Genomic DNA, 22,728 nt, shown 5'->3' on the forward strand with positions numbered 1-22,728 from the left:
TACGCCAATGAACACGCAATACCGCAAACCGCTGCCCGGCACCACGCTCGACTACTTCGACGCGCGCGCTGCCGTCGATGCGATCGAACCGGGCGCCTGGGCCGGGTTGCCTTATACCTCGCGCGTGCTGGCTGAAAACCTGGTGCGCCGCTGCGATCCCGCCACGCTCGATGCCTCGCTGTCGCAACTGATCGAACGCCGGCGCGATCTCGACTTCCCGTGGTTCCCGGCGCGCGTGGTCTGCCACGACATCCTCGGTCAGACCGCGCTGGTGGACCTGGCCGGCCTGCGCGACGCCATTGCCCTGCAGGGCGGCGATCCGGCGCTGGTCAACCCGGTGGTACCCACCCAGCTGGTGGTGGACCATTCGCTGGCGGTGGAGTGCGGCGGCTTCGATCCCGATGCCTTTACCAAGAACCGCGCCATCGAGGACCGCCGCAACGAGGACCGGTTCGACTTCATCGACTGGACCAAGAAGGCATTCAAGAATGTCGATGTGATCCCGCCCGGTAACGGCATCCTGCACCAGATCAACCTCGAACGCATGTCGCCGGTGATCCAGGCGCAGGACGGCGTGGCCTTTCCCGATACCCTGGTCGGCACCGACTCGCACACGCCGATGGTCGATGCGCTGGGCGTGATCGCCATCGGCGTGGGTGGCCTGGAAGCGGAAAGCGTGATGCTGGGCCGCGCCTCGTGGATGCGCCTGCCCGACATCATCGGCGTGGAACTGACCGGCAAACCGGGACCCGGCATTACCGCCACCGACACCGTGCTGGCGCTGACCGAATTCCTGCGCCAGCAAAAAGTGGTGTCGTCGTACCTGGAGTTCTACGGCGAAGGGGCTGCCCACCTCACGCTCGGCGACCGCGCCACCATCTCCAACATGGCGCCCGAATATGGTTCGACCGCCGCCATGTTCTACATCGACGAGCAGACCATCAAGTACCTGCGCCTGACCGGTCGCGACGAGGAAACCGTCAAGCTGGTGGAAACCTATGCGAAAGAGGCCGGCCTGTGGGCCGACGCGCTGGCCACCGCGCGATACGAGCGCGTACTGACGTTCGACCTGTCGTCGGTGGTGCGCAATATCGCCGGACCATCGAACCCGCACAGCCGCGTGCCGACGTCGGAACTTGCAGCACGCGGCATCAGCGGCGTGGTGGAAAACGAACCGGGCCTGATGCCCGATGGCGCCTGTATCATCGCGGCCATTACCAGCTGCACCAACACCAACAACCCGCGCAACATGATTGCCGCCGGCCTGCTGGCCCGCAATGCCAACGCGCGCGGCCTGACGCGCAAACCATGGGTCAAGTCCTCGCTGGCGCCCGGTTCCAAGACCGTCACGTTGTACCTGGAAGCAGCGGGCCTGATGCCCGAGCTGGAACGACTGGGCTTTGGCGTGGTGGCCTACGCCTGCACGTCGTGCAATGGCATGTCCGGCGCGCTCGATCCCGTAATCCAGCAGGAAGTCATCGCGCGCGATTTGTATGCCACCGCGGTCCTGTCGGGTAACCGCAATTTCGATGGCCGCATCCACCCGTATGCCAAGCAGGCCTTTTTGGCCTCGCCGCCGCTGGTGGTGGCGTATGCGATTGCCGGCACCATCCGCTTCGATATCGAAAAAGACGTGCTGGGCGTGGATGCCGCCGGCTGTCCGGTCAAACTGGCCGACATCTGGCCGTCGGACGCCGAGATCGACGCCGTGGTCGCCGCCAGTGTGAAACCCGAACAGTTCCGCAAGGTGTACATCCCGATGTTCGCGCGCGAAGCTGACGACGGCGTGGCAGTGAGTCCGCTGTACGACTGGCGCCCGCAAACGACCTACATCCGCCGCCCGCCGTACTGGGAAGGCGCGCTGGCGGGCGCCCGGTCGCTGACCGGCATGCGTCCGCTGGCGCTGCTCGGCGATAACATCACCACTGACCACCTGTCGCCGTCGAACGCCATCATGGCCGACAGCGCGGCGGGCGAGTACCTGGCCAGAATGGGTTTGCCGGAAGAGGACTTCAATTCGTACGCCACCCATCGCGGCGACCACCTGACCGCGCAGCGCGCCACGTTCGCCAACCCCACCCTGAAAAACGAGATGGTGCGCGGCGCGGACGGCAAGGTCATGGCCGGTTCGCTGGCGCGCGTGGAGCCGGAAGGCACGGTCACGCGGATGTGGGAAGCCATCGAGACCTACATGGAGCGCAAGCAGCCGCTGATCGTGGTGGCTGGCGCCGACTATGGCCAGGGTTCCTCGCGCGACTGGGCCGCCAAGGGCGTGCGCCTGGCCGGCGTGGAAGCGATTGCCGCCGAAGGCTTCGAGCGCATCCACCGCACCAACCTGGTGGGCATGGGCGTGCTGCCGCTGGAATTCACGCCCGGCGTCAATCGCCTGACGCTGGCGCTGGACGGTACCGAAACCTACGACGTGGTGGGTGAACGTACGCCGCGCGCCATGCTCACGCTGGTGATCCATCGTCGCAACGGAGAGCGGGTGGAAACGCCGGTGATCTGCCGGCTCGACACCCAGGAAGAAGTGTCGATCTACGAAGCGGGCGGCGTGCTGCAGCGCTTTGCCCAGGACTTCCTGCAACAGCATAAAACAGCATAAAACAGCATAGGCCGCATAATGACCCAACAGACCAAGATTCCCGCCACCTATATGCGTGGCGGCACCAGCAAGGGCGTGTTCTTCCGCCTGCAAGACCTGCCGCTTGACGCGCAAACCCCGGGCGCGGCGCGCGACGCGCTGCTGCTGCGCGTGATCGGCAGCCCCGACCCCTACGGCAAGCAGATCGACGGCATGGGCAGCGGCACGTCGAGCACCAGCAAGGCCGTGATCGTAGCGCCGGCGACCAGGCCGGATCACGACGTTGACTACCTGTTCGGCCAGGTCGCCATCGACCGGCCGTTCGTGGACTGGAGCGGCAATTGCGGCAACCTGTCGGCCGCCGTGGGTGCATTTGCGATTCAGTCAGGCCTGGTCGATGCCGCACGGGTGCCGCACGATGGCGTGGCCGTGGTGCGCATCTGGCAGGCCAATATCGGCAAGACCATCATCGCCCATATTCCGATGACGGCAGGGCAGGTGCAGGAGCTGGGCGACTTCGAACTCGATGGCGTGACCTTCCCGGCGGCGGAAGTGGTGCTCGAATTCCTCGACCCGGCAGCGGACGAGGAGGGCAGCGGCGCCAATAGCACCAATAGCACCAATAGCGCCATGTTCCCCACCGGGCGCGTGATCGACGACATCGAGGTGCCCGGCATCGGCACGCTGCGCGCCACCATGATCAACGCCGGCATCCCCACCATCTTCATCGAGGCGCAGGCGGTGGGCTGCACCGGCACCGAACTGCAGGACGCGATCAATGGCGATGCGCGCGCGCTGGCCATGTTCGAAACCATCCGCGCGCACGGCGCCGTGCGCATGGGCCTGGTGCAAACCCTGGAACAGGCCGCACAACGCCAGCACACGCCCAAGGTGGCCTTCGTGGCGCCGCCGGTGTCGTACACGGCGTCGAGCGGCAGGCCGGTGGACGCGGGCGACATCGACCTGCTGGTGCGCGCGCTTTCGATGGGCAAGCTCCACCACGCCATGATGGGCACAGCCGCCGTGGCCATTGGCGCGGCGGCCGCCATTCCCGGCACGCTGGTCAACCTGGCGGCCGGCGGCGGCGAGCGCGCTGCCGTGCGCTTCGGCCATCCGTCGGGCACCCTGCGCGTGGGCGCCGCTGCGGTGCAAAAAAATGGCGAGTGGAGCGTGGTGAAAGCGGTGATGAGCCGCAGCGCGCGCATCCTGATGGAAGGATGGGTGAGGGCGTAAGTAATAACAGTGCGTGTAAGCCAGCGGTAAGTCTCGCAGCTTATTGTGGGTTCAAGCTCAGCTAAATGGGCAGGTTCCTCAATAAATGGAGACAGATGATGCAAGACGATTTGGTTCAAAAAATCAAAGCCGACCCCAATTACCATAAGCTGGTCAAGGCGCGTTCCCGGTTCGGCTGGATACTGACCGCGCTGATGATGGTGGTCTATTACGGCTACATCCTCCTGATCGCGTTCGACAAAGAACTGCTGGCTGCCAAAACCGGCGACGGCGTGATGACGTGGGGCATGCCGATCGGCCTGTTCGTGATCGTCTTCACCGTCATCATCACCGGCATCTACGTGCGTCGCGCCAACCGCGAATACGACGATCTCACCACCGCCATCGCCGCACGGGTGAAAGCATGAGCGCCTCGAACCGTCAACTGGCGGTCGTCGCTTCCGCACTGATCGGCGCCGCAGTCAGCGGCGTCGTGTACGCCGCCGGCGGCGACCTGGGCCAGGCCACCAAGCAGGCCACCAACTGGACCGCGATTGCCATGTTCGGCGTGTTCGTGCTGTTCACGCTGTGGGTCACCAAGTGGGCTGCCGCCAAGACCAAGTCGGCCGCCGACTTCTATACCGCCGGTGGCGGCATCACCGGTTTCCAGAACGGTCTGGCGATTGCCGGCGACTTCATGTCGGCAGCATCGTTCCTCGGTATTTCCGCCGCCGTGTTCCTGAACGGCTACGATGGCCTGATCTACGCCATCGGCTTCCTGGTCGGCTGGCCCGTCATCACGTTCCTGATGGCAGAGCGCCTGCGCAACCTGGGCCGCTTCACCTTTGCCGACGTTGCCGCTTACCGCTTCGCGCAAAAGCCGATCCGCATTTTCGCCGCTTCCGGCACGCTGGTGGTAGTGGCGTTCTACCTGATCGCGCAGATGGTCGGCGCCGGCCAGTTGATCAAGCTGCTGTTCGGCCTCGAATACTGGATCGCGGTCGTGCTGGTTGGTACCTTGATGATGATTTACGTGCTGTTCGGCGGCATGACCGCCACCACCTGGGTGCAGATCATCAAGGCCGTGATGCTGCTGGGCGGTGCGAGCTTCATGGCGCTGGCCGTGCTGGCGCAGTTCAGCTTCAGCCCTGAAAAACTGTTTGCCAAGGCCGTGGAAGTCCACGCCAACAAGGACGCCATCATGGGCCCTGGCACGTTCATCAAGGATCCGATTTCGGCGATCTCGTTCGGTATGGCGCTGATGTTCGGTACCGCCGGCCTGCCGCACATCCTGATGCGCTTCTTCACCGTCCCGAACGCGAAAGAAGCACGCAAATCGGTCCTGTGGGCCACGACCTGGATCGGCTACTTCTACGTGCTGACCTTCATCATCGGTTTCGGCGCCATCGTTCTGGTCGGCACCAACCCGGAATTCAAGGATGCCGCCGGCAAGCTCCTGGGCGGTAACAACATGGCAGCGGTGCACCTGGCCAAGGCCGTGGGCGGCGACGTCTTCCTCGGCTTCATTTCAGCCGTGGCATTTGCCACCATCCTGGCGGTGGTTGCGGGCCTGACCCTGTCCGGCGCGTCGGCGGTATCGCACGATATCTACGCCACCGTGATCAAGAAGGGCAAGGCCACCGGCGCCGACGAACTGCGCGTCTCGAAAATCACCACCATCGCGCTCGGTATCGTCGCCGTGGTACTGGGCATCGTGTTCGAGAAGCAGAACATCGCGTTCATGGTCTCGCTGGCATTCGCGATCGCCGCGTCGGCCAATTTCCCGGTGCTGTTCATGTCCGTGTTGTGGAAAGACTGCACCACCCGTGGCGCAACCGTCGGTGGCTTCCTCGGCCTGTTCACCGCAGTGGGACTGACCGTGGTGTCGAAGTCGGTGTGGGTGGACGTGTTCGGCAAGGCCGAGCCGCTGTTCCCGTACGCGTCGCCAGCCATCTTCTCGATGGCGGTCGGCTTCATCGGCATCTGGCTGTTCTCGATCACCGACAAGGGCCCGCGTGCGCGCATCGACCGTGACGGCTTCGAAGCGCAGACCGTGCGTTCGGAAACCGGTATCGGCGCGGACGGTGCCAGCGGCCACTGATCACGTGCCACCAGTAGTAGCGTTGTAACGACAATGCCCGGTATTTGCCGGGCATTGTCGTTTTATCCACCCCAAAGCACTGAAGATGGTTTAACATCTGTCAACTAACAATAATAAGTTGTCATGTTTGCGGATTTTTCAGGGGCCTTATGTTGACCAATACGGATTTTGTCGCCGGCGCACTCGCGCTGATCGGCGTCCCCGCCTGCGCCTTTGGCGTGGACGGCACGGTCATGGCTGCCAATGCGGAGCTGGTGACTTTGCTCGGGCGCGACCCGTGCGGCGCGGGCGTGGACAAGCTGTTTACGCTGCACGTGCGCGAGGCCAGCGTGGCTCGCCTGGCCACCGCCACGCCCGGCGTACGCTGGGACACCTACCTGACGCCCGCCAGCGGACACTATTTCGCGGTGCAGGCCTGGGTCAAGCCGCTGCCGGCCGGCGCGCAAGTACAGGGTGCGACCATCGTCTTCAACGACATCAGCGACGTGCGGCGCGACCAGCGTGCGCTGCACAATGCGCTGCTGGAAAACCAGGCCATCCTCGACAGCGCGGTGCTCGGCATCTCGGTCGTGGAGGAGGGCCGCAACCTGCATTGCAATACCAAGATGGAAGAACTGTTCGGCTATCCGCCGGGCGGCATGAACAACCTCAGTGTGCAGGCCTTCTATGCCGACAAGGATGCCTGGCAGGCGGCACGCGCCGAGACCATGCGCGACTTCACGGCCGGCCGCATCAACGTTTCCGAGTACGAGCTGGTACGCCGCGACGGCACGGTGTTCTGGGCGCGCCTGTCGGGCCGCCCGTTCGATCTGGCCCACCCGCGTGGCCGCTCGGTATGGCTGGTGGACGACATTACCGCACGCCGGGAGGCCGCCGAGGCAGTGAGCCGCGCGCGCGACGAGCTGGAAGTGCGGGTGCTCGAACGCACCGCCGAACTGGCTGGCGCCAACGCCCTGCTGCAGGGCGAGATCATCGAGCGCCGCCAGGCCGAGGCTCGCGTGCATCACATGGCGTATCACGACAGTTTGACCGGCCTGCCCAACCGTGCGCTGTTGTCGGACCGGCTTGACCGCGCCATGCTCAATGCCCAGCGCTCGCAGCGCCAGCTGGCCGTGATGTTCATCGACCTCGATCGCTTCAAGACCATCAACGATTCGCTGGGCCACATGACCGGCGACCAGCTGCTCAAGGAAGTGGCCAACCGCCTGTGCTGCGCGGTGCGCGGCAGCGATACCGTGGCGCGCCTGGGCGGCGACGAGTTCGTGGTGCTGTTGCCGGGCATCGCCGACCCGGTTGAAGCGAGCGCGGTGGCCGAGCAGATTATCGCCGCGCTCGACGAGAGCTTCCCGCTCGACGGGCGCCATCTGCACATCACGCCATCGATCGGCATTTGCATCTATCCCGACGATGGCGCCGATGTCGCCACGCTGATGCGCAACGCGGACACCGCGATGTACCACGCCAAGGCCACCGGCAGGAATAATTACCAGTACTTCCAGCCGGTGATGAACCAGGCGGCAGCCCAGCATTTCGAACTCGAATCGAATTTGCGTAATGCGCTGGCGCGCGACCAGTTCTCGCTGCACTTCCAGCCCATCATCGATATCGGCACGCGCCGCCTGCACGCGATGGAAGTGCTGCTGCGCTGGCGCCGGGACGAGCATGACCTGGTACTGCCCGACAGCTTCATTCCCATCATCGAGGACAATGGGCTGATCGTGCCGATCGGCGAATGGGTGATCCGCCAGGCGTGCGAGCAGAGCATGGCATGGCTGCGCGCGGGCTTGCAGCCGGTACCGCTGGCGGTCAATCTGTCGGCGCGCCAGTTCACGCATGGCGCCCTGGTGGCGACGGTGCGGCGCATCCTCGACGAAACCGGCATCGATCCGGCACTGCTGGAATTCGAGATTACCGAGACGGCGCTGATGCAGCACGGCGAACAGACCCAGGAAATCCTCGAACAGATCAATGCCATGGGAATCCGTCTGTCGATCGACGATTTCGGCACCGGCTATTCGAGCCTGGCCTATTTGAAGCGCTTCCCGGTCAAGAAGATCAAGATCGACCGCGCGTTCATCAAGGATTTGCCCACCAGCACCGAGGACCGCGCCATCGTGGCAGCCATCATCGCCCTGTCGGGCAGCCTGCAGCTGTCGGTGGTGGCGGAAGGGGTGGAGAACGAAAGCCAGTACGCGCTGTTGCAGCGCCATGGTTGCCAGTTCGCCCAGGGCTTCCTGTTCTCCGAACCGGCGCCGCACCACGAAGTGCGGTTGCTGCTGCCGCGCCTCGATGCGGCGCTGGCATAAGCGTTACTCGATGGTGGCGATCACCGGGGTGTGGTCGGACGGCTGCTCCCATTTGCGCGGGGTACGGTCGATCACGCACGCCGTGCAGCGCTGCGCCAGTGCCGGCGACAGCAGGATGTGATCGATACGCAGGCCTTTATTGAGGCGGAAGCCCAGGCCACGATAGTCCCACCAGCTGAACGATTTTTCCGGTTGCTCGAACAGGCGGAAGGCGTCGGCCAGGCCGATATCGAGCAAACGGCGCAAGTGGGCGCGCTCCGGTTCCGACACGTGCACTTCGCCTTCCCACGCTGCCGGATCGTGGACATCGCGGTCTTCGGGGGCGATGTTGTAGTCGCCCATTACCGCCAGTTGCGTATGCTGCGCAGCTTCCTCGCCGATCCAGCGGTGAAAGGCGTCGAGCCAACCCATCTTGTATTGGTATTTCTCAGAGCCAACGCTCTGGCCATTGGGGACGTAGGCGCAGACGATCCGCATGCCGCCGATGGTCGCCGTCAGGATACGCTGTTGCGGATCGTCCAAATGAGGATTGTTCTTGACTACATCATTGATAGGCAGTTTTGACAAAATAGCCACACCATTGTAAGTTTTTTGCCCGGTGTAGGCGACGTGGTAGCCGGCCGCCTCGATCTGGGCGAACGGAAACTTGTCGTCAGTTAATTTTGTTTCCTGGATGCAGAGCACATCTGTTGGATTTGCCTCTAGCCATGCCATAACGTGCGGCAGTCTTACGTTCAGTGAGTTAACATTCCATGTAGCTAATTTCATCACTAGTTAATGTCCTTGAAGAATTGTGGGCGCGGCGGTGCGCGGTGAGTGGCGCATCTTACCGCAATCGGATTTAACAGATGAGGTTGTCTTAGTAGCAGCAATTGTGACGATTTTTCCAAGAAATGCTGGAATAACACTTCGCAATCCCGTTGCCAGCGCCTAAAATGTTGCAGAAATTGTGAAATGCTGAAAAAATTGCCAAATTTGTCTCTTAGTTATCAAAACTGAATCAATGGTGCGAGACAAAATAGCAAATAAGAAATATACTGTTACAAAATTAAGTCAAAACTAGTGTTGCCACTAAGCAACCTCAATTTAGCAATATTCCTTTATATTGGTTATTGGGCCGGTGCAATAAATGGTACTATACGGAAATATCTTGTAGTTTTAACAGTGAATTGCGCGTAGCGCATTTGCAAAGGAATAAAAATGCGAGCTGCATTTGAGGCATGGGCACAACGCGACGGACATATCGTTCGCCGTCGAGAAGACAAACCGGAAGAGTATCTGGTTTTTGAAACGCAACGTCGCTGGGTGATCTGGCAAGCTGCGTTGGAACATGGCAAAGTGCCTGGCGGCCGCAAGACCGCTGCGCAAAAAGAAGCTGCTGCTGCCGAAAAGCGCGCTGCCGAGGCGTTGCAACGCGGTACGGCAGTGAGCCAGGACGAAGCTGCCGTACGTAACCAGGTGCTCAATGAGGTGCTCGATGCATTCTCGTCGCTGGGCGGCCAGGGCGGCATGGACGACATTCTGAAAGTCGTCAACGACTTGAAGAAAAAGCAGCAGGAGCAAGCCAGCGAGCGCGCTTCGGTTGCCACCAAGTCGGCAGCCACCCAGAACGCCTGATCGTACCGATGAAGCGTTACCGGCATTACAAGGGCGGCCTGTACGAGCTGGTGTGCGAGGCTACCCTGGAAGCGGACTTGAGCACCATGATCGTCTACCGCGCTGCGGATGGATCGATCTGGTGTCGTCCTGCCGCCGTGTTTTTCGAGATGATCGAGGTTGATGGCGTCAAAGTGCAACGCTTTACGCCTCTTGATTAAGAGAATCAATCTTCATTGGTCTTGATACACTGTCTTGGACTCCATTACCGAGACCGACCATGTATTTCCGTCTTCCTGCGCGCGTGTGCGTTAATGTGCTGTCTGCACTGGCTGTGCTGTCCAGTGCCGGCTGTGCTTCGCTGAGCGAACCCACCGAACAAAGCGTGCTGGTGCAAACCGTGCTTGACCATCGTCAAATCGGCGGCGTGGGCTGCGTGCTGTACAACGACGCCGGCAAGTGGTTCGTGACCACGCCGGGCCGCGTCACCTTGCGCAAGAGCTCGGCGCCTTTGCGCATCGACTGCAAGAAGGAAGGAGCAGGGTGGGCTTACGAGCGGGTCGATCCCAGGCCCAATGGCAACCTGTGGGGCAACCTGATCCTGACGGCTGGCGTCGGCTACTTCATCGACCAGAATACCGGCGCCGGTTACGATTTTCCATCGACGCTGACGGTCATCATGCGGCCTACCGAGGAGCGCGACGACTTGCCGCCGCCATCACCGGGCGTGACGCTGTACTGACGTGGAAAAGGCAGACCGAAGTCTGCCTTTTTGCGGTGCGTCGTCGATTAGCCGCGCGTCGTACGATTGATCAGGAAGTTCGACAGCAGCGGCACCGGACGGCCGGTGGCGCCCTTGGCGCCGCCCGATTTCCAGGCCGTGCCGGCGATGTCCAGGTGCGCCCAGGTGTACTTGCGGGTGAAGTTTTCGAGGAACGCCGCTGCCGTGCACGACGCGCCGCCCGGGGTGCCGATGTTGGCCAGGTCGGCGAAGTTGGACTTCAGCTGCTCGTTGTACTCTTCGCCGATCGGCAGGCGCCACGCGGTGTCGCCGGCGGCTTTGCCGGCCGCCATGATCTCGTCGGCCAGCGCGTTGTGGGCGTCGTCGTCGCGCGTGAACAGGCCGCTCTTGTGGTGGCCCAGCGCCACGATGCAGGCGCCGGTGAGCGTGGCCACGTCCAGCACCACGGCCGGGTTGAAGCGCTCTGCGTAGGTCAGTGCGTCGCACAGCACCAGGCGGCCTTCGGCGTCGGTGTTGAGGATCTCGATGGTGAGGCCGTTCATCGACGCGACGATGTCGCCCGGCTTGGTGGCGCGGCCCGACGGCATGTTCTCGCAGCTGGCGATCACGCCGATCACGTTGAGTTTCAGGTTCATCTCGCCGATGGCGCGCATGGTGCCCAGCACCGAAGCGGCGCCGCCCATGTCGTACTTCATCTCGTCCATGCCGGGACCGGCTTTGAGCGAAATGCCGCCGGTGTCGAAGGTGATGCCTTTACCGACCAGCACCACCGGCGCATCCTTGGCCTTGCCGCCCATGTGCTTGATGATGATGAACTTCGGCGGCTGCTCGCTGCCGTTGGTGACCGACAGGAAGCTGTTCATCTTCAGCGCTTCGAGCTGTTTGCGGTCCAGTACTTCGACGTCGAATTTGTAGTCCTTGCCCAGTTTCTTGGCGGTGTTGGCCAGGTGGGTGGGGGTGCAGATGTTGGCCGACAGGTTGCCCAGTTCCTTGGTCAGGTCCATGCCGTTGGCGATCGCCACGGCTTGCGCCAGTGCCAGCTTGGTGTCGGTGGTGGCTGGCACGGCCAGCGCGACCTTCTTGACGCCTGCCGGCGCCGGATCCTTCTTGCTCTTCTGGCCGTCGGTGCGGAACACGGCTTCGTGGCCGGTTTGCACCACGCAGCGGATCGCCCAATTGACGTCGCGCTCTTTCACTTCGGTCATCGGCAGTGCGATAATAGCGTCGCTCGCGCCCAGGGCGCCGAAGGCCTTGATGGCGGCCGAGACGCCGCTGGCGAAGCTTTTCTCGCTCACGGCTTCTTCACTACCCAGGCCCACCAGCAGCACGCGCTCGGCGGCCACGCCTTGCACGCCGCGCAGCAGCAGGATGGTGCCGGCCTTGCCGGTGATGTCGCCAGACTTGAGCGCAGCCGAGATTTCACCGGAACCATCGAGGGCCTTGGCCGCTTGCGACAGCTTCTTGTTCTCGAAGACCGCGACGGCCACTACCCCGGCTTTTGCCGAGGCGATGGTGTTCTTTGTGTCGAATGCTTTTATGCTAAAGTCCATTTGATTCTCCGTGACGTGTGCGAATTTCCAGCCTGTCTTGGGTGTTTCGCCAGGCTGTTACTTTTAATTTTTTGGCCCTGTAATAAGCTATTACTCAAGCCATAACCACCAATTATAAACTTCGAATGATTTTTCAACGCGCCCTCCGACGAGAAATGGCCGCTGCGGCCGGCACCACCTTCACGGTGCTCTTCAGCGTCAGCGTGACCTGGACCCTGATCGGCATCCTCGGCAAGGCCGCCGGTGGCAAGGTCGATTCCGGCGACGTGCTGGCGCTGATCATGTTCGCGACCGTCAATTATCTGCCTACCATCCTCATCCTCACCAGTTTTATTTCGGTGCTGATGGTGGTCACGCGCACCTATCGCGATTCCGAAATGGTGGTGTGGTTTGCCTCGGGCCTGAGCCTCACGCGCTGGATCTGGCCCGTGCTCACCTTCGGCATTCCGATGGTGCTGCTCACCGCCGCCCTGAGCCTGGTGGCGGCGCCGTGGGCCAAGGAGAAAAGCTCCGAGTACGTCGAACGCTTCGCCAAGCGCGAAGACCTGCAAAAAGTCTCGCCTGGCCAGTTCCGCGAATCGTCGTCGGCCAACCGCATCTTTTTTGTTGAAGGCGTGGCCGGCGACACCTCGGTCGTGCACAACGTGTTCGTCAACACCGTCGATGAACGCGGCACCGCCGTCATCGTCGCGCGCGAAGGCGTGATCAGTACGGGCGCCAAGGGTGAGCGCTACCTGGTGCTCAAGAACGGCCGCCGCTACCAGGGCGTGCCGGGACAGTCCGACTTCCAGACCATGGAGTTCGAAAGCTACAGCATGCGCGTGGCCAGCCAGGCGCAGGAGCTCGACCCCGACAGCGACACCGACGCCATCCCGACCATGGCGCTGTTTGCCGATACCAGCAACTCCGGCCGCGCCGAACTGCTCTCGCGTATCGCCTCGCCGCTCACCTGCTTGCTGCTGGTGCTGCTGGCCATTCCGCTGGGGTTTGTCAATCCGCGCGCCGGCAGTTCGGCCAACCTGATCATCGCGCTGCTGATCTTCTTCTCGTATAACAACCTGGTCAAGCTGATGGAGGGCGTGGTCCAGGGCGGCAAAATCTCGTTCGCGCTGGGCTGGTGGCCGCTGCACCTGATCACCGCGCTGGTGGTGCTGGCCATGTTCGCCTGGCGCCTGAACCTGAACCATCCTTACCATCCGCTGGCCATGCTGGCGGCGATGAAACGCTCGCGCAATGGCGCCGACAACAAGGCCGTCTCGCCATGAAAATCCTGCAACGCTATTTCGCCGTCTCGATCCTGCAGGCGGTTGCCTTCGTGCTGGTGGCCTTCCTGCTGCTGCAGGCTTTCCTCGACCTCACCGGCGAACTGCGCTCGGTCGGCAAGAACGGCTACACGCTGCAATACGCGCTGCTGTACGTGGCCGCGCGCATTCCCGGCTATGTGTACCGGGTGATGCCGGTAGCCTCGCTGATCGGCACCATCTACATCATGGCGCAGTTCGCGGCCACGTCGGAGTTCACCATCATGCGCGCGGCGTCCATGTCCACCGGCATGGTGGCTTGGATGCTGGCCAAGATCGGCATCGTGCTGGTAATTATCACCTTTATTTTCGGTGAGCTGATCACGCCGCGCACGGCGCCCATTGCCGACAAGATCAAGCTCAATTCGCGCGGCGCGGCGATTTCGTCCGAGTTCCGCTCCGGCTTGTGGACCAAGGATATCGTCAAGTCCGAGGGCATGACCGGCACCGTCACCGGTTCGCGCTTTTTCAATGTGCGCGAGGTGCGGCCCGATGGTTCGCTGGTGGACGTCAAGCTCTACGAATTCGATAACAGCTTCCGCCTGCGTTCGATCACCGCTGCCAAGCGCGGCACCTTCCAGGGCAATAACAACTGGCTGCTGTCGGACGTCACCGAAAACATCTTCACCAATCCGGCGCTGCTCAAGCCGGGCATGATCGCCAACCTGGAAAACAATTTCGGCCAGGAGTCGAGCCTGATCGAGACGCGCCATAGCGCCACCAGGGGGCTGATCTCGGAAATCACGCCGCGCATCCTGGCAGTGTCCGGCGCCGACCCGGATCGCATGTCGGCCAACGAACTGCTGGTCTACACCCGCCACCTGCAGGAAAACCGCCAGGAGACCGAGCGCTTCAAGATCGCGTTCTGGAAAAAGCTGTTCGACCCGCTGGCGATTTTCGTGCTGATGGCGCTGGCCCTGCCGTTCGGCTACCTGCACACGCGCAGCGGCGGCGTGAGTTTGAAAATTTTCGTCGGCATCATGATCGGCGTGAGCTTCCTGCTGGTGAATACCCTGTTCTCGCACCTTGGCGTGCTCAGTACCTGGCCCGCATTCCTGACGGCGCTGGCCCCCAGCTTGATATACCTGTTCCTGGCGCTCGGTGCGCTATGGTGGGTGGAAAGACATTAGATGACCAAGCAAGCCCTGATTTTATTTGCCCACGGCGCCCGCGCCGCATCCTGGGCCGCGCCGTTCGAACGACTGCGCGACCTCACGCGCGCACGCCTGCCCGAGACACAGGTGGAACTGGCCTTCCTCGAACTGATGGAACCGCGCCTGCCCGAGATGGTTGCGCAGATGGCTGCGCAAGGCGTTGCGGAAGTAACGGTGGTGCCGGTGTTTTTAGGGCAGGGCGGCCACGTTCTGCGCGACCTGCCGCTGATGGTCGAGCAGCTGCGCAGCGATCATCCGCAGCTGTCGTTCAAGGTGGTGGGGGCGGCCGGGGAAGATCCGGCCGTGTTGAATGCGCTAACCGACTACTGCGTCAACTCTCTCAAGGTCGTTTAAGGGCTGTCAGAGCGAGGCGTAGCGGCGAAGACAGTGCGAATGCACGGCAAGGGGCTGTAACGAAGCTCTGGCTGCCCTTGGGCGGCCTTACTTCCTTGGAACCAGCTTGATTTCGTAAAGCTTGGGCCACAGCTTGCCGGTCACGAACAGGCGCTTCCTGGCGGAGTCGTAGGCAATGCCGTTGAGGACATTGTCGGCGGCTGGGCCCTTGCCCGCTTCCGTATACAGCTTGCCGAGATCGATCCAGCCGGTGATCTTGCCAGTTTTCTGGTCGATACGGGCGATCGTGTTGGTCTGCCAGATATTGGCGAAGATTTCGTCGCCCACCACTTCCAGTTCATTGAGCTGATCGACCGCGATGCCGTCGGCCGTCACTTTGACGCGCCGCACTTCGAGGAAGGTTTTCGGATCGAGGAAGCGCAGCGTGCTGCTGCCGTCGCTGAGCACCAGTTCCTTGCCGTTTTGCGCCAGGCCCCAGCCCTCGCCGGGGTAGGCGAATTCGTTTTTCGGCTCGAACGTTTTGAGGTCTAACACGAAGCCGGTCTGCGAGCGCCAGGTGATGCTCACCAGCGTATCGTTCCAGTCGGTCATGCCCTCGCCGAAATACTGTGCCGGAATGTCGCGGCTTTGCAGCACCTTGCCGGTTTCCAGCTGCACCTTGCGGATGGTGGACTTGCCGTTCAGGCCCGTGCTCTCGTACAGAAAACCGTCGCGGTACAACAGGCCCTGGGTGAACGCCTGGGCGTCGTGCGGGTAGCTGTGGACGATCTTGAAGTCGTAGGTGGGGATCGCTGCGGCCGCCGTGGCGCAAGCAGCGGTCAACACGGTGGCGAGAAGGGCGGTGGGCAGGTGGTTCTGGTTCACTGGGGTATCGTTAAATGAGTGCGGCGTTCTGCAATTCGACCATGGCGTCGAGCGTGGTGCCGGGATGGGCGAATTCGGCCTCGATGCAGGCGCGCGCTTCGGCCGAGGTGATCAGCGCGGCGGCTTGCTGGCGCAGTCGGTCGGCGGCGGCATGGTCGCCATAGCCTTCGAGCAGCTCCAGGATCAGCCGCACTTCGGTCATGTAGTTGTAGACGGTGGCCAGCAGCTCGGACATGCCGGCGTCGCCGAGCAGATCGAGCGTGGCCACATGCGCGTTCACTTCGGCCGCATAGTCGCCCAGGTGGGCGTCGGGATGCGGCAGATAGGTGTGGGCCAGGGTGAAGTCGCCACAGGCCATCATCGACGGCAGCGCCGAGTTGGCGCATGCGCGGGCCAGGTCTGCTGGCAGGCGCTGGAACAACTGGTACGTGTGCTGGGCATCACCAAGCTTGTCGTTGATGGCGCGGACGTCGTTGAACAGGTTCGCATTGGCATCGATGTCGGCGCCGGGATCGGGACTGGGATTGCCGCCATCGGCGGCCACCAGCAGTGCGGCGTCGCGGTCGCGCAGGGCGACCAGTGCCTGGCGCGCGGGCAGGTGTTCCTCGGCCAGCTTGGCCCAGGCGTTGAGCACATAAGACAGGCGCAGCGGCGCCACGTCCGAATCGCGTTCGGAGGTGGCATCGAATAACCAGATGTAGTCCTGCAGCGCGGCGTCAAACTGGCCGGCCGAGTGCGCGGTCCACGCACGGTCCAGGATGTCGTGAACATTATCCATTGCTGCCTCTGACACTGTTGGTAAGAATGGATATTCTATTACTATTTGGCGGAAGTTACGCGCGGAGTTGCTGCTGTAATGCGTCGCTGATCCGGCTTTCAGGCTGCTGGTGGCTGCGCGTTTGCATGGCATCGCCGATCATCACCAGCACCGGGCCATGTGCTTCGCCCAGGCCGTGGGCCATGGCAGCGATGGTCATGCGGCGGATATGCTGGTCGGCGCGACTGACGTTTTCGATCACCACCACCGGCGTATCGGGGCGGCGGCCGCCATCGAGCAGGCGCCGGGCCGTGGCAATCGCCTCGCGCCCGCCCATGTACTGGACCAGGGTGTCGGAATCGGGGATCGCATCCTGCTCACGTTCGTCCGGTGCGGTGGACGAAGTGAAGAACGCCACGCTGCGCGAGACGCCGCGCTTGGTCAGCGGCTGCTTGGTCGTGGCGGCGGCAGCCAATGCGGTGGTAATGCCGGGGACGACTTCCACCTCGATACCGGCTTCCTCGAGCGCGCGCAGTTCTTCGTCGGCGCGGCCGAACAGCATCGGGTCGCCGCCTTTCAGGCGCACCACCACGGCAGCCTTGCGGGCGTGATCGACCAGTTGCTTGTTGATGAACTGCTGGGCGCTGGAAAGCTGGCCGCAGCGTTTGCCGACCAGGATTTTTTCGGCTTGCGGGCACAGTTCCAGCATCTCGGCGGTGACCAGGGCATCGTGCAGCACCACATCGGCTTGCGCCAGCAGGCGCGCACCGCGCAGTGTCATGAGGTCCTGGGCGCCGGGGCCGGCGCCGATCAGGTAAACTTTTCCGAGAGTTGCCATTACTGTCATCCTTGTGTGGCTGGGGCGCGGTGGATGGGTGCTCCACCGCGTCCTGGCGTTCTTACGCTAACCGAATCATACCTGCTGCAACCGTCTGGTGGGTCACTTCATCGATCAGGATGAAGGCGCCGGTAGCGCGGATGTCGGCGTAGGCGTCGGCTGCCAGCGGCTGCTGCACGGTCAGACCGATGCGCGCGATGTCGTTCAGCTTCAAGCCGTCGGCATCGTGGCGCTGCTGGGTGTTGATGTCCAGCAGCGACTCGATGGCCGTAATCTTGGCCGACGTCTGCTTGGTGCCGTGCTTGATCCAGTACTTGCGGCGCTGGTCCAGCGGCTCGTCCGACATCCAGCACACGTCCGCCTTCAGGGTCTTGAGCAGCGTGGCCGGTTGATCGGCGCCGGCCAGCAGGTCGCCGCGCGAGATGTCCAGGTATTCATCCAGCAGCAGGGTCACCGACTGGCCCACCACGGCCGACTGGTGCGAGCCTTCCAGCGTGACGATGTCCTTGACGGTGGCGCTCTGGCCCGAAGGCTGCACGACCAGCTTGTCGCCGACCGATACTTTACCGGCTTCGATACGGCCCATGTAGCCGCGGAAATCGTTGGCTTCGTGGCCGTTGTGGCGCGCCACCAGCTGCACCGGAAAGCGGAACGGTGCATCGTGCGACTCGTCGTACACCGACAGCGATTCGAGCAGCTCGATCAGGGTAGGGCCCTGGTACCACGCCAGCTTGTCGCTCTTGTCCACCACGTTGTCACCGGTCAGCGCCGACAATGGGATCGGGGTCACATCTTTCAGGCCCAGCGTGGCGGCGAATTCCTGGTAAGCCTTGACGATGCGGTCGTAGATCGCCTGGTCGTAGTTCACCAAGTCCATCTTGTTGACGGCCACGATCACGTGCTCGATCTGCAGCAGGTGGGCGATGGTCGAGTGGCGCTTGGTCTGGATCAGCAGATCGACGCCGCCATCCTCGCGCAGCTTCACTTTCGATACATCGACCAGGATGATCACGGCGTCCGCAGTGGAAGCGCCGGTGACCATGTTGCGCGTGTACTGCTCGTGGCCGGGGGTGTCGGCGATGATGAACTTGCGCTTGGGCGTGGCGAAGTAGCGGTATGCCACGTCGATGGTGATGCCCTGTTCGCGCTCGGCTTCCAGGCCGTCGGTCAGCAGCGACAGGTCGACCGCGTCGCCGACGGTGCGCTTGTGCTTGGAGCGCGACATGGCGTCCAGCTGGTCCGCGAAGATGCCCTTGCTGTCGAACAGCAGGCGGCCGATCAGGGTGCTCTTGCCGTCATCGACGGAACCGGCGGTGATGAAGCGCAGCAGGCCGCGCTCCGACAAATTTTGAACAGTGTTGTCAGTCAGTGCGTTCATCAGAAGTATCCTGCTTTTTTACGTTTTTCCATTGATGCTTCGGAAGTCTGGTCGTCCATGCGGGTGGCGCCGCGCTCGGTCACTTGCGTCACTGCCGTCTCGGCGATGATGGCGTCCACCGTCGAGGCGTCCGACGATACCGGGCAGGTGCACGAGATATCGCCCACGGTGCGGAAGCGCACCACTTGCGTTTCCACGGTTTCGCCTTCGCGCGGCGGGGTCAGGTCGGTCAGTGGCACCAAGAGGCCGTTGCGCGGAATGACCTGGCGCTCGTGGGCGAAGTAGATCGGCGGCAGTTCCAGCTGTTCGCGGGCGATGTATTGCCACACATCGAGCTCGGTCCAGTTGGAGATCGGGAACACGCGCATATTCTCGCCCGGATGCACGCGGGTGTTATACAGGTCCCACAATTCGGGGCGCTGCGATTTCGGATCCCACTGGCCGAATTCGTCGCGGAACGAGAAGATGCGTTCCTTGGCGCGGGCTTTTTCTTCGTCGCGGCGGGCACCGCCGATGCAGGCATCGAAACCGTGTTCGGCGATGGTTTCCAGCAGCGTGACCGCTTGTGCCGCGTTGCGCGAATCGGTGGCCGGATTGCGCAGGCGCACCGTGCCCTTCTTGATCGATTCTTCGACCGAGCCGACGATCAGGCGCTCGCCCAGTTCGGCCACGCGCTTGTCGCGGAAGGTGATCACTTCCGGGAAGTTATGGCCGGTATCGACGTGCACCAGCGGGAACGGAAATTTGCCCGGGCGGAAAGCCTTTTCTGCGATGCGCAGCAAGACCACCGAGTCTTTACCACCCGAGAACAGCAGGGCAGGGTTGGAGCACTCGGCCGCCACTTCGCGCATGATGTGGATCGCTTCCGATTCCAGGGCGTCGAGGTGGCGCGCATTGACGTGCACGGCGTGGTTTTCAGCTAATGCGTTCATATGTTCTTTCTTGTTCGGCGGCCGAAACTCAGGCAGCCACGGATTTAATGCGTATCAGTTTGCCGTCCACCATGTGCAGTCCGCACTCCTTCGAGTCCGGGTTTTCCCACCACCAGCGGCCGGCGCGTACATCCTCGCCTGGCTGCACGGCGCGCGTGCACGGTGCGCAGCCGATCGATGGAAAGCCCTGGTCGTGCAGCGCGTTGTACGGCACGTCGTTGGCGCGGATGTAATTCCACACGTCTTCCTCCGACCAGTCGGCCAGCGGATTGAACTTGACCATGCCGTGCGCTGCATCGTCTTCCTGCACGTGCAGCTCTGCGCGGGTGGTCGATTGCGCGCGGCGTTGTCCCGTTACCCAGGCCTTGTTGCCGGCCAGGGCGCGGCCCAGCGGTTCGACCTTGCGAATACGGCAGCATTCGCGGCGCATCTCTACACTGTCGTAGAAGGCGTTCAGGCCGTTCTGCGCCACGTAGGCATCGACGGCTTCGGGCTGCGGCTTGTACAGCGCGATCTCGTAACCGTCGTAGCGGTCCTTGACCTTGTCCAGCATGTCCAGCGTTTCGGGATGCAGGCGCCCGGTTTCGAGCGAGAAAATGCCGATATCGAGTTTCGATTTCAGTATCAGGTCGGTCAGCACCATGTCTTCGGCGGCCAGGCTCGAAGCGAAAACGGCCGGGGAAAAATCGCTGGCGATGCGCGACAGCGTGGCGCTGCTGTCGGCAATGAGCTTGCTCAGATCACTCATGGCGGTTCCGATCAAGCGCCGGAGGCCAGGCGCGCGTGGCGGCGGAACAGTGGTACTTTCTGGTCCACGGAAGCCTGGTACGTCTCGGAGAAATCGGACAGGCCCTTGAGCGCGTCGTGCACGTCGCGGTCGGCGCGCACCACGTAGGCATCAAAGCCCACGCGGCTCATCTGGAACAGCTGGTCGCGCAGCACGTCGCCAATCGCGCGCAGCTCGCCGGTCCAGCCCAGGCGCAAGCGCAGGTTGTAGGCGATCGAGTAGCCACGGCCATCGGTAAATTTGGGGAAGTCCACGGCCACCAGGGCGAACTGCGACAGGTCGTCCTTGATCGCTTCCGGACGCTCGTCGCTGGCGATCCAGACGCCGATTTCGCCAGCGGCGGCGCGTGCGGCCAGCAGCTCGCGCTGCACCAGCCATACCGCTTGCGGCACGATGATGTGGCCTGCCGGGACACTGACGGTGGCCGGGTCGATGGCTGGCGCACCTTCCACCGGTTCGGCCAGGCGCAAGACCTGCCAGCCATCTTCGACAACTTCGCGGCCCTTGATGATCAGATTTTTAACAGCGTCAGACATATTCATCCTCTCCTACCAGGCGACCACCTTTTTCGGCGATCGGCGTGGCGTACACAAATTGCTTGAACGGTGCCACGCCAAGGCGCTGTGCGCATTGGGCGAACGACTCGTCCTCGAAGCGCTCGCGCAGGTACACCTGCAGCAGGCGGTCGATCACTTCCGGCATCTGCTGCGCGGAGAACGACGGTCCGATGATCTTGCCGATGGCGGCGTTGTTGCCCTGCGCGCCGCCGATCGAGACCTGGTACCACTCGCTGCCGTCCTTGTCCACACCGAGCACGCCGATCGAACCGACGTGGTGGTGGCCGCAGGCGTTGATGCAGCCCGAGATATTGAGTTCGATCTCGCCGATATCGTGCTGGTAATCGATGTTCTCGAAGCGTTCGGTGATCGACGCGGCGATCGGGATCGACTTGGCGTTGGCCAGCGAGCAGAAGTCGCCGCCCGGGCAGCAGATGATATCGGTCAGCAGGCCGATATTCGGCGTGGCCAGCTGGTGCGCCTTGGCTTCCTGCCACAGCGCGTACAATTGCGACTGTTCGACATCGGCCAGCACCACGTTCTGCTCGTGGGTCACGCGCAGTTCGCCGAAGCTGTAGCGGTCGGCCAGGTCGGCCATGAAGTCCATCTGCTCGGCGGTGGCGTCGCCCGGCGGCACGCCAGGTTTTTTCAGCGACAGCACCACGGCCGCGTAACCGGGCTGCTTGTGCGGCTTGACGTTGCGGTTCACCCAGTTGGCAAAAGCCTTGTTACCGGCTTGCGCGGCCACGACATCGCTGTCGTCGAGCTGTTTATAGGCCGGCGGCTGGAAGTAGTCGATAATGCGCTGCATTTCTTCCAGCGTCAGCGTCTCGGGACCGTCCTTGAGATCGGCCCATTCTTCTTCGACCTGACGCGCGAATTCTTCGGCGCCGATGGCCTTGAGCAGGATCTTGATGCGGGCCTTGTACTTGTTGTCGCGGCGGCCGTACTGGTTGTACACGCGCATCACGGCTTCGGTATAGGTGAGCAGGTGCTGCCAAGGCAGGAAGTCGCGGATCACGCTGCCGATGATCGGCGTGCGGCCCATGCCGCCGCCGGCCATGAACTTGAAGCCGATCTCGCCGGCGTCGTTGCGCACCACGGTCAGGCCGATGTCATGGATGGCAATCGCCGCGCGGTCTTCCACGGCGCCGTTGATGGCGACCTTGAACTTGCGCGGCAAGGCGATGAACTCGGGGTGGAACGTGGACCACTGGCGCAGCACCTCGGCGTACGGACGCGGATCGATGATCTCGTCGGCGGCCACGCCGGCATACGGGTCGGACGTGGTGTTGCGGATGCAGTTGCCCGAGGTCTGGATGGCGTGCATTTCCACCGAAGCCAGGTCGGTCAGGATGTCCGGGGTCTGTTCGAGCTCCACCCAGTTGAACTGGATGTTCTGGCGCGTGGTGAAATGGCCATAGCCGCGGTCGTACTTGCGGGCGATATGGGCGAACATGCGCATCTGCTTCGACGCCAGCAGGCCGTAAGGCACGGCGATGCGCAGCATGTAGGCGTGGCGTTGCATGTACAAGCCGTTTTGCAGGCGCAGCGGCACGAACTCGGCTTCGGTCAGCTCATCGGCGAGGCGGCGACGTACCTGGTCGCGGTACTGTGCAATGCGTTCGCGCACGATAAGATGGTCGTATTGGTCGTATTGATACATATTCTTCCTGGTTGGTCGCTTACTAGAATCCCCAAAGTAGCTGCAATAG

The 22,728-nt window shown here is 62.6% G+C and carries 21 protein-coding genes; 11 read left to right on the forward strand and 10 right to left on the reverse strand.

Going from position 1 to position 22,728, the window contains the following annotated elements:
* Positions 1 to 7: 7 nt before the first annotated feature.
* The 5 genes from acnD (at position 8) to ASF04_RS06335 (ending at position 8,203) form a co-directional block, all read left to right on the forward strand.
* Positions 8 to 2,605, forward strand: coding sequence for a Fe/S-dependent 2-methylisocitrate dehydratase AcnD (gene acnD / locus ASF04_RS06315; RefSeq protein ID WP_056139148.1), 2,598 nt, complete (start codon positions 8 to 10; stop codon positions 2,603 to 2,605).
* Positions 2,606 to 2,623: 18 nt separating this feature from the next.
* The gene (gene prpF, locus ASF04_RS06320; protein WP_056139151.1) at positions 2,624 to 3,817 is read left to right on the forward strand and encodes a 2-methylaconitate cis-trans isomerase PrpF; all 1,194 of its coding nucleotides are present in this window, start codon (positions 2,624 to 2,626) and stop codon (positions 3,815 to 3,817) included.
* A 98-nt stretch (positions 3,818 to 3,915) separates the two neighbouring features.
* Positions 3,916 to 4,224 carry a DUF485 domain-containing protein gene (locus ASF04_RS06325; RefSeq protein ID WP_056139198.1) on the forward strand — a complete coding sequence of 103 codons (309 nt, stop codon included), beginning with the start codon at positions 3,916 to 3,918 and terminating at the stop codon, positions 4,222 to 4,224.
* The gene (locus ASF04_RS06330) at positions 4,221 to 5,897 is read left to right on the forward strand and encodes a cation acetate symporter (RefSeq protein ID WP_056139153.1); all 1,677 of its coding nucleotides are present in this window, start codon (positions 4,221 to 4,223) and stop codon (positions 5,895 to 5,897) included. The genes ASF04_RS06325 and ASF04_RS06330 overlap by 4 nt, the downstream gene beginning before the upstream one ends.
* A gap of 149 nt (positions 5,898 to 6,046) precedes the next feature.
* A complete protein-coding gene (locus ASF04_RS06335) occupies positions 6,047 to 8,203 on the forward strand; it encodes a bifunctional diguanylate cyclase/phosphodiesterase (protein WP_229204945.1) in 2,157 nt (718 codons plus the stop codon).
* Positions 8,204 to 8,206: 3 nt separating this feature from the next.
* Here the strand turns inward: ASF04_RS06335 and xth are convergent, their stop codons facing one another.
* Complete coding sequence (gene xth / locus ASF04_RS06340; protein WP_056139155.1) at positions 8,207 to 8,971, reverse strand: exodeoxyribonuclease III; 765 nt, start codon at positions 8,969 to 8,971, stop codon at positions 8,207 to 8,209.
* 555 nt (positions 8,972 to 9,526) lie between these two features.
* On the opposite strand from xth, the gene ASF04_RS06345 reads away from it, so the two are divergent.
* From ASF04_RS06345 to ASF04_RS06355, 3 genes are read left to right on the forward strand one after another with little or no spacing between them, the layout of a single operon-like run.
* Positions 9,527 to 9,820 (forward strand): hypothetical protein, encoded by a 294-nt coding sequence (locus ASF04_RS06345; protein WP_227012408.1) that lies wholly within the window; start codon positions 9,527 to 9,529, stop codon positions 9,818 to 9,820.
* Between the two features lie 8 nt (positions 9,821 to 9,828).
* The gene (locus tag ASF04_RS06350; protein ID WP_056139158.1) at positions 9,829 to 10,020 is read left to right on the forward strand and encodes a DUF1653 domain-containing protein; all 192 of its coding nucleotides are present in this window, start codon (positions 9,829 to 9,831) and stop codon (positions 10,018 to 10,020) included.
* A gap of 59 nt (positions 10,021 to 10,079) precedes the next feature.
* Positions 10,080 to 10,541: a hypothetical protein gene (locus ASF04_RS06355; protein ID WP_229204946.1), complete on the forward strand. Its 462-nt coding sequence runs from the start codon at positions 10,080 to 10,082 to the stop codon at positions 10,539 to 10,541.
* Between the two features lie 47 nt (positions 10,542 to 10,588).
* Here the strand turns inward: ASF04_RS06355 and ASF04_RS06360 are convergent, their stop codons facing one another.
* Positions 10,589 to 12,091, reverse strand: coding sequence for a leucyl aminopeptidase (locus tag ASF04_RS06360; RefSeq protein WP_056139159.1), 1,503 nt, complete (start codon positions 12,089 to 12,091; stop codon positions 10,589 to 10,591).
* 125 nt (positions 12,092 to 12,216) lie between these two features.
* On the opposite strand from ASF04_RS06360, the gene lptF reads away from it, so the two are divergent.
* Genes lptF through ASF04_RS06375 form a run of 3 tightly spaced genes read left to right on the forward strand, consistent with a single transcriptional unit; the run spans position 12,217 to position 14,900 of the window.
* Positions 12,217 to 13,356: an LPS export ABC transporter permease LptF gene (gene lptF / locus ASF04_RS06365; RefSeq protein ID WP_056139161.1), complete on the forward strand. Its 1,140-nt coding sequence runs from the start codon at positions 12,217 to 12,219 to the stop codon at positions 13,354 to 13,356.
* Positions 13,353 to 14,522 carry an LPS export ABC transporter permease LptG gene (lptG, locus tag ASF04_RS06370; protein WP_019921903.1) on the forward strand — a complete coding sequence of 390 codons (1,170 nt, stop codon included), beginning with the start codon at positions 13,353 to 13,355 and terminating at the stop codon, positions 14,520 to 14,522. Before lptF ends, lptG begins: the two co-directional genes overlap by 4 nt.
* Positions 14,523 to 14,900, forward strand: a complete 378-nt coding sequence (locus tag ASF04_RS06375; protein ID WP_056139163.1) for a sirohydrochlorin chelatase — start codon at positions 14,523 to 14,525, stop codon at positions 14,898 to 14,900.
* 87 nt (positions 14,901 to 14,987) lie between these two features.
* Here ASF04_RS06375 and ASF04_RS06380 read toward each other — a convergent pair whose 3' ends face one another.
* From ASF04_RS06380 to ASF04_RS06415, 8 genes are all read right to left on the reverse strand, one after another.
* Positions 14,988 to 15,764 (reverse strand): glutaminyl-peptide cyclotransferase, encoded by a 777-nt coding sequence (locus ASF04_RS06380; protein ID WP_082488584.1) that lies wholly within the window; start codon positions 15,762 to 15,764, stop codon positions 14,988 to 14,990.
* A 10-nt stretch (positions 15,765 to 15,774) separates the two neighbouring features.
* Positions 15,775 to 16,542 (reverse strand): hypothetical protein, encoded by a 768-nt coding sequence (locus ASF04_RS06385; RefSeq protein WP_056139164.1) that lies wholly within the window; start codon positions 16,540 to 16,542, stop codon positions 15,775 to 15,777.
* A gap of 55 nt (positions 16,543 to 16,597) precedes the next feature.
* Entirely contained in the window at positions 16,598 to 17,359 is a 762-nt protein-coding gene (gene cobA / locus ASF04_RS06390; RefSeq protein ID WP_056139166.1) for a uroporphyrinogen-III C-methyltransferase, read from the reverse strand.
* A gap of 61 nt (positions 17,360 to 17,420) precedes the next feature.
* Positions 17,421 to 18,737, reverse strand: a complete 1,317-nt coding sequence (locus tag ASF04_RS06395; protein WP_056139168.1) for a sulfate adenylyltransferase subunit 1 — start codon at positions 18,735 to 18,737, stop codon at positions 17,421 to 17,423.
* Entirely contained in the window at positions 18,737 to 19,669 is a 933-nt protein-coding gene (cysD, locus tag ASF04_RS06400) for a sulfate adenylyltransferase subunit CysD (RefSeq protein WP_056139171.1), read from the reverse strand. The genes ASF04_RS06395 and cysD overlap by 1 nt, the downstream gene beginning before the upstream one ends.
* Before the next feature lie 28 nt (positions 19,670 to 19,697).
* Positions 19,698 to 20,417 carry a phosphoadenylyl-sulfate reductase gene (locus ASF04_RS06405; RefSeq protein ID WP_056139173.1) on the reverse strand — a complete coding sequence of 240 codons (720 nt, stop codon included), beginning with the start codon at positions 20,415 to 20,417 and terminating at the stop codon, positions 19,698 to 19,700.
* An 11-nt stretch (positions 20,418 to 20,428) separates the two neighbouring features.
* Positions 20,429 to 20,992 (reverse strand): DUF934 domain-containing protein, encoded by a 564-nt coding sequence (locus tag ASF04_RS06410; protein WP_056139175.1) that lies wholly within the window; start codon positions 20,990 to 20,992, stop codon positions 20,429 to 20,431.
* A complete protein-coding gene (locus ASF04_RS06415) occupies positions 20,985 to 22,679 on the reverse strand; it encodes a nitrite/sulfite reductase (RefSeq protein WP_056139177.1) in 1,695 nt (564 codons plus the stop codon). The genes ASF04_RS06410 and ASF04_RS06415 overlap by 8 nt, the downstream gene beginning before the upstream one ends.
* Positions 22,680 to 22,728 lie beyond the last annotated feature (49 nt).

It is taken from the genome of Duganella sp. Leaf61 (assembly GCF_001421905.1).
GTDB lineage: Bacteria > Pseudomonadota > Gammaproteobacteria > Burkholderiales > Burkholderiaceae_D > Rugamonas > Rugamonas zoogloeoides.